Annotated in this window: 7 protein-coding genes; 6 read left to right on the top strand and 1 reads right to left on the bottom strand. The window is 61.0% G+C overall.

Going from position 1 to position 6,324, the window contains the following annotated elements:
• Positions 1-7: 7 nt before the first annotated feature.
• From fliJ to AACZ55_RS07410, 3 genes are all read left to right on the top strand, one after another.
• Complete coding sequence (gene fliJ / locus AACZ55_RS07400; protein WP_338609489.1) at positions 8-418, top strand: flagellar export protein FliJ; 411 nt, start codon at positions 8-10, stop codon at positions 416-418.
• Between the two features lie 14 nt (positions 419-432).
• Positions 433-765, top strand: a complete 333-nt coding sequence (locus tag AACZ55_RS07405) for an MmcQ/YjbR family DNA-binding protein (protein WP_339644720.1) — start codon at positions 433-435, stop codon at positions 763-765.
• Positions 766-867: 102 nt separating this feature from the next.
• On the top strand, positions 868-2,247 hold the full coding sequence (locus AACZ55_RS07410) for an L-serine ammonia-lyase (protein ID WP_339644723.1): 1,380 nt from the start codon (positions 868-870) through the stop codon (positions 2,245-2,247).
• A gap of 122 nt (positions 2,248-2,369) precedes the next feature.
• Here AACZ55_RS07410 and AACZ55_RS07415 read toward each other — a convergent pair whose 3' ends face one another.
• Positions 2,370-2,720, bottom strand: coding sequence for a DUF6476 family protein (locus tag AACZ55_RS07415; RefSeq protein ID WP_339644725.1), 351 nt, complete (start codon positions 2,718-2,720; stop codon positions 2,370-2,372).
• Between AACZ55_RS07415 and AACZ55_RS07420 the strand changes: the two genes are divergently transcribed.
• The 3 genes from AACZ55_RS07420 (at position 2,719) to AACZ55_RS07430 (ending at position 6,163) form a co-directional block, all read left to right on the top strand.
• Entirely contained in the window at positions 2,719-3,729 is a 1,011-nt protein-coding gene (locus AACZ55_RS07420) for an RluA family pseudouridine synthase (RefSeq protein WP_339644728.1), read from the top strand. The genes AACZ55_RS07415 and AACZ55_RS07420 overlap by 2 nt on opposite strands.
• A gap of 185 nt (positions 3,730-3,914) precedes the next feature.
• Positions 3,915-4,793, top strand: coding sequence for an RNA polymerase sigma factor RpoH (gene rpoH, locus AACZ55_RS07425; RefSeq protein WP_338609481.1), 879 nt, complete (start codon positions 3,915-3,917; stop codon positions 4,791-4,793).
• Between the two features lie 86 nt (positions 4,794-4,879).
• Entirely contained in the window at positions 4,880-6,163 is a 1,284-nt protein-coding gene (locus AACZ55_RS07430; protein WP_339644731.1) for a hemolysin family protein, read from the top strand.
• Positions 6,164-6,324 lie beyond the last annotated feature (161 nt).

The following is a 6,324-nucleotide window of genomic DNA, read 5'->3' on the forward strand; positions in this document are numbered from 1 at the left end:
ACAAGTCATGAAGTCCAAGAGCGCGAGCCTGATCCGACTCAAGAAGTTTCAGGTGGACGAGAAGCGCCGTCAGGTCCTCCAGATCGAGACCATGGTCGCCGATTTCGAGCGCATGGCCGCCGAACTCGACCAGCAGATCGATATCGAGCACAAAAAGACCGGCATTTCCGATGTCGCCCATTTCGCCTATTCGACATTCGCCAAGGCTGCCATCACCCGCCGCGACAATCTCTTGACCTCGGCCGGGGACATGAAGGGCAAGCTCGAAGCTGCCCAGGACGAACTCGCCGAAGCCATCGAAGACCTCAAAAAGGTCGAACTGCTCGATGCGCGCGAACACCAGCGCGAAAAAGACGAGCAGCAAAAGCGCGAACAGGCAGAATTCGACGAAATCGGGCGCCTGCGCTACCGCCGCTAACCCGGGAAGACGTCATGGATTTCGATGACGTCTTTGCAATTGCCTCAACCTTCCCCGACGTCGTTCGATCGACCAGCTACGGCACACCCGCGATCAAGCTCGGCACCAAATTCCTGCTCCGCGAGCGCGAACCGGGAATTCTCGCCCTTCAGCGCCCCTCGATCGACGAACGCGACATGTTGATCGAAGCCGATCCCGACCTGTTCTTCATCACCGATCATTATCGCGACTATCCCTACGTCCTGATCCGCATGGATCGCCTTGAGCCCGACCATTTCCGCGCCCTCTTTGAAACGATTTGGCGCGAAAAGGCGACCAAGGCACAGATTTCGGCCTATAATCGCTGATACTCGCGCAATGATACCGCCAATATCAGCTTGACGGGCGCAATAATTTTCTATTCCCTCGACCGACAACGAACCACTCGACCTCTCAGGAGATGGCCAGCCATGTTCGTCTCGGTGTTTGACGTGTTCAAGGTCAGCGTCGGGCCCTCATCGTCCCACACCATGGGACCGATGCTCGCCGCCGCCCGTTTTCTCGATACGATCCGCGCCGTCGAACCGCTCGAAGGTACGCGCCTGCAAATCACCCTTTACGGCTCGCTCGCCTTCACCGGCGTCGGCCATGGCACCAATGCCGCCGTCCTTGCCGGTTGCCTCGGTTTCGAACCCGAAACCTACGACAGAGGCAAAGTCGAAACCGCGCTTGCCGAACTCGCCACCCGCAGGACCATTGAACCCGCTCCCGGACGAACCATCGCGCTCGATCCTGAGGCGGACCTGATTATCGATCGCAAGACACGCCTTGAAACCCACCCAAACGGCATGCGCTTCGCCCTGCTCGATGCCGGTAAAAAGATCGTCGCCGAGGAAACCTATTTCTCTATCGGCGGCGGCTTTGTCAAAACGCTCGCCGAAATCGAGGCTGGCGATATGCCGGCCACCCCGGCCGACGACGTCCCCTTCCCCTTTGCCAATGCCGATCAGATGCTCGAGATGGGCGCTGCCGCCAATCTCTCGATCGCCGAAATGAAGCGCCGCAACGAATGCGCACGGCTCGACGGTGAAGCTTTCTCAGAACGCCTCATCGGCATCTGGGACGTCATGGACGCCTGCATTACCCGCGGCCTCGACGCCACTGGCGAACTTCCCGGTGGCCTCAAGGTCAAGCGCCGCGCCCGCGCCATTTTCGAAAACCTTTCCGGCAAGGCCGGCGCCAACGACATGCCGCTCCATTCGGCCATCGACTGGCTTTCGGCCTACGCAATGGCGGTCAACGAGGAAAACGCCGCCGGCGGCCAGGTCGTGACCGCCCCCACCAATGGCGCGGCGGGCGTTTTCCCCGCCGTCCTGCGCTACTATATCTCCCATGTGCCAGGCGCCACGCGCGAAAAAATCCCCGAAATGCTGCTGGTTGGTGCGGCCATTGGCGGTCTCATCAAATACAACGCCTCGATCTCGGGCGCCGAAGTGGGCTGCCAGGGCGAAGTGGGCTCCGCCTCGGCCATGGCCGCAGCCGCTCTCTGTTCAGCGCTCGGCGGCACCAACGCCCAGATCGAAAACGCCGCCGAAATCGCTCTCGAACACCATCTGGGCATGACCTGCGACCCAATAAAGGGCCTCGTCCAGGTCCCCTGCATCGAGCGCAACGGACTTGGCGCGGTGAAAGCCGTCGCCGCCGCGTCCCTTGCCATGCAGGGCGACGGCAGCCACATCGTACCCCTCGACGCCTGCATCGAAACCATGCGCCAGACCGGCAAGGACATGGACGAACGCTACAAGGAAACCTCGCTCGGCGGACTGAGTGTCGCCGTACCCGATTGCTAGAGCGTGTCCAGCAAAAGTGGAAACGGTTTTGCGGTTCGGACACGCGACAAAACAAGGACTTAGAGCCAAGGATTTGATTCAATCAAATCCTGAACGGCTCTAGAGTGCGATCAACAAAAACGCTACTCGCCCACCACCGCGATCTCGCGCACCATCTCTCCGGTTTCCCCATCGAAAATCCGGATCGCCTGCCCGCTTTCCGCGCCGTAAGTGACCGTCACCAGCCCGTCCTGCACCTGTGCCGAAATCACCTGCGCCCCTTCGGGCAAGGCGATCGATTGCAGTGCATACTGGTCGGTCACATCACTTCCCATGGTGGCCAGACGATAGACAACCGCCAGCACAACCGCCATAAACCCCACCATCATGACGAGCATGGACAATCCCGCCCGCCGGCGGGCTTTTGCCAGCACCGCCTCGGCCTCCGGGCTCAGGGGCTCGTCCTTGTCGAAATTGGTTTGAGGATCGGTCATGGCGGGCAGTGAGCTCCAACAGGATAGGCACGACGCCACCGTCCTCGAACCTGAGGCCGGGACGCGGCTCGATGCATTTCTGGCGGCCCGTTTCCCCCTGTTTTCCCGCAACCGCATCAAGGACTTGATCCTTTTGGGCGCGGTCAGCGTGGATGGGACGACCAACGATGTGCCCAAATATCGCGTCAGGACCGGCGAGTCCATCACTCTCGCCGCCCCCGAGCCTGTCGAGGCCGAACCCCAACCCCAGGATATCGCACTCAATATCCTGTTCGAGGACCAATATCTCATCGTGATCGACAAACCCGCCGGCATGGTGGTCCATCCCGCACCGGGCAATGAGGACGGCACGCTGGTCAACGCCCTCATCCACCATTGCGGCGACAGCCTGCGCGGCATCGGCGGGGTCAAGCGCCCCGGGATCGTTCACAGGCTCGACAAGGACACCTCGGGCGTCATGGTCGCCGCCAAGACCGAGCAGGCCCATAACGGGCTCGCCGCCCAGTTCGCCGACCATGGCCGCACCGGTCCTCTCGAGCGTGCCTACACCGCCTTTGTGTGGGGCATCCCCAACCCACTGGTCGGCACTGTCGAAACCATGATCGGGCGCGACCCTCACAACCGCCTCAAGCAATCGGTCCTGCCGCGCGAAGGCCGCGAGGCCATCACCCATTTTCGCGTCGAGGGCCGCTTCAATGACCAAAAATGGTCCATCGCCCAGGTCAAATGCCAGCTCGAAACCGGCCGCACCCATCAGATCCGCGTGCACATGGCCCATATCGGCCATCCTCTGATCGGCGACGGGGTTTACGGGTCGGCATTTGCAACAAAGATCAATACGGTGCCCCAGGATATCGGGCACACCATCAAGTCCTTGAACCGGCAGGCCCTTCACGCCGCGATCCTTGGCTTTGCCCATCCCGTGACCGGCCAGACCCTCAGGTTTGAAAGCCCACTTCCCCCCGAGCTGGCCGACCTCGCAACTAAGCTCGCCCCCTATGCATTATAGGGTCGGAACATCGGTCACCAAACCATGCATTCCGCGAATACCATATTTTCGCGGAGCAGGGGTGTAATCGCCCAATTCAGACCTATATTGGCTCCGATTATGTCCGCAAACGTGCCGTAAAGGGCGTCGTTGCGGACCACAACCCGCCGGAGATATCCGGGGGTTTACGAGAGGGGGTGCTAGAAATGGCCCAATCCAATCTTCCTGTCTTGAGTTCCGAAGACGGCCTCAATCGCTATTTGCAGGAAATCCGCAAGTTTCCCATGCTTCACCCTGACGAGGAGTTCATGCTCGCCAAGCGGTACAAGGAGCATTCCGATCCCCAGGCGGCCCAGAAACTCATTACGTCCCATCTGCGGCTCGTGGCCAAGATCGCCATGGGCTATCGCGGCTATGGCCTGCCTATTTCCGAAGTGATCTCGGAGGGCAATGTCGGCCTTATGCAGGCGGTCAAGCGTTTCGAGCCCGACAAGGGCTTCCGCCTTGCCACCTATGCCATGTGGTGGATCCGCGCCTCGATCCAGGAATATGTCCTGCGCTCGTGGTCTCTGGTCAAGATCGGCACCACCGCCGCCCAGAAGCGACTGTTCTTCAACCTGCGTCGGCTCAAGGGCCAGATTGCCGCGCTCGACGACGGCAGCCTCCATCCCGACCAGATCAAGCAGATCGCCACGACCCTCAACGTGACCGAGGACGATGTGGTCTCGATGAACCAGCGCCTCACCGGCGATGCCTCGCTCAACGCGCCCATGCGCGCCGACGAAGGCACCAGCCAATGGCAGGACTGGCTGATCGACGATGTGCCCGATCAGGAAGAAGTGCTGGGCCAGAGCCAGGAATATGACGAACGCATGGGGCTTCTCGAAGGCGCCATGGAAGTTCTCAACGACCGCGAAAAGGCGATCTTTAAGGCCCGCCGCCTGCAGGAAAGCCCCTCAACGCTCGAAGAACTGGCCCAGGAATACGACGTCTCACGCGAGCGGATCCGCCAGATCGAGGTCCGCGCTTTTGAAAAGGTGCAGGACGCCGTCAAGGAAGCCGCACGGAGCCAGGCCGCGCATTGACGCGCGGCCCGGTTTCCCCCATTGAGCGGGCTCGCAAACCCACCGAAAGATAAAATCGGACCGGCCCAACGGCCGATCCGTCCCCAATGATCGATATTGCTATCGTTGCAGGTCTGATCCTGCTCAATGGCGTCTTCGCACTGTCCGAACTCGCCATCGTGTCCGCAAGCAAACCGCTACTGCGATCAATGGCCGAACGGGGCCAGCCCGGCGCTTCGGCAGCCGTGAAACTGGCTGAAAACCCCGGCCGCTTTCTCTCCACGGTCCAGATCGGCATTACCCTGATCGGCATCGTGGCGGGTGCGTTTTCCGGCGCCACGCTCGGCGGGGTGCTCGTTAGGATTCTCATCGATACGGGTCTGCCAGGCCCGGTTGCCTCGGCCCTGGGGTATGGTGGCGTGGTTGCCATCATCACCTACCTCTCCGTGGTCGTGGGCGAACTGGTTCCCAAACAGCTTGCCCTGCGCAACCCGGAACGGGTGGCATGTATTATCGCCCGGCCCATGCAGATCCTTTCCCGGATCGCCGCGCCGGCGGTCTGGCTCCTTGATGCGTCGACACGACTGGTCCTGCGAATGCTCGGCCGCAGCGATACCGGAGAAGACCTCGTCACCGAGGAAGAGATCAAATCCATGGTCGCCGAGGCTGCCGAAGCCGGAGTGATCGAGCGCGACGAAAAGCGCATGATTGCCGGCGTGTTGCGTCTCTCGGACCGCAGTGCCCGCTCCATCATGACCCCGCGCACCGATGTCGAGATGCTCGACTTCGACGATGATTTCGAGACAATTCGCGCAAAACTGACCCAGGCCCGTCATTCGCGCCTGCCGGTTTCGAGCGGTGAGTTCGACAACATCATCGGCATTCTCGTCGTGCGCGATTATCTTGCCGCCCAACCCACCGACCATGCAGCGCTGCGGAAATTGTTGCGCAAACCCCAGATCGTTCCCGACACTGTAGGCGCCCTCGACGTGCTCGACCTGCTGCGCCGCGCCGATTTCCCCCTTGCATTGGTCCTTGACGAATATGGTCATTTCGATGGCCTGGTAACGCCCACCGACTTGCTCGAAGCTATCGCCGGCGTGTTCCGCTCCGACCTCGAAGACGGTGAAACCGACGAGGCCGTCCAGCGCGAAGACGGCTCGTGGCTTCTGGCCGGCAGCCTGATGATCGATGATCTGTCCGACCGCCTCGGCCTGACCCTGCCCGCGCATCGTGACTATCAGACGCTTGCTGGCTTTGTCATCGATCACCTCCAGCATATTCCCAAAACCGGCGAGGTGCTCGAAGCAGGAAACTGGCGGCTTGAAGTGGTCGATATGGACGGGCATCGGGTCGACAAGGTTCTCGCATCGCCGATGATCGGCCGCTAAATGTGGTGTCTCAACAGGGTCAGGCGACGAACCGGGACGGCTCTGATCCTGGCCAGGAGCGAACAAGGTAATGGCAGCCCGAGACCTTCGAGCTGCCATTTTTCCAGTAAGGGCGAGGCCGGCTAGCGATCGTCGCCATCGTGATCGTCGTCGTCGTCGTC

Origin of the sequence: uncultured Pelagibacterium sp., from assembly GCF_963972885.1 — a bacterium.
In the GTDB taxonomy this organism is placed as follows: domain Bacteria; phylum Pseudomonadota; class Alphaproteobacteria; order Rhizobiales; family Devosiaceae; genus Pelagibacterium; species Pelagibacterium nitratireducens.

What these genes read in the sequence shown, in the direction of transcription:
- fliJ (WP_338609489.1), top strand. Translation starts at nt 8, where the DNA reads ATGAAGTCCAAGAGCGCGAGCCTGATCCGACTCAAGAAGTTTCAGGTG.
- AACZ55_RS07405 (WP_339644720.1), top strand. Translation starts at nt 433, where the DNA reads ATGGATTTCGATGACGTCTTTGCAATTGCCTCAACCTTCCCCGACGTC.
- AACZ55_RS07410 (WP_339644723.1), top strand. Translation starts at nt 868, where the DNA reads ATGTTCGTCTCGGTGTTTGACGTGTTCAAGGTCAGCGTCGGGCCCTCA.
- AACZ55_RS07420 (WP_339644728.1), top strand. Translation starts at nt 2,719, where the DNA reads ATGGCGGGCAGTGAGCTCCAACAGGATAGGCACGACGCCACCGTCCTC.
- AACZ55_RS07415 (WP_339644725.1), bottom strand. Translation starts at nt 2,720, where the DNA reads ATGACCGATCCTCAAACCAATTTCGACAAGGACGAGCCCCTGAGCCCG.
- rpoH (WP_338609481.1), top strand. Translation starts at nt 3,915, where the DNA reads ATGGCCCAATCCAATCTTCCTGTCTTGAGTTCCGAAGACGGCCTCAAT.
- AACZ55_RS07430 (WP_339644731.1), top strand. Translation starts at nt 4,880, where the DNA reads ATGATCGATATTGCTATCGTTGCAGGTCTGATCCTGCTCAATGGCGTC.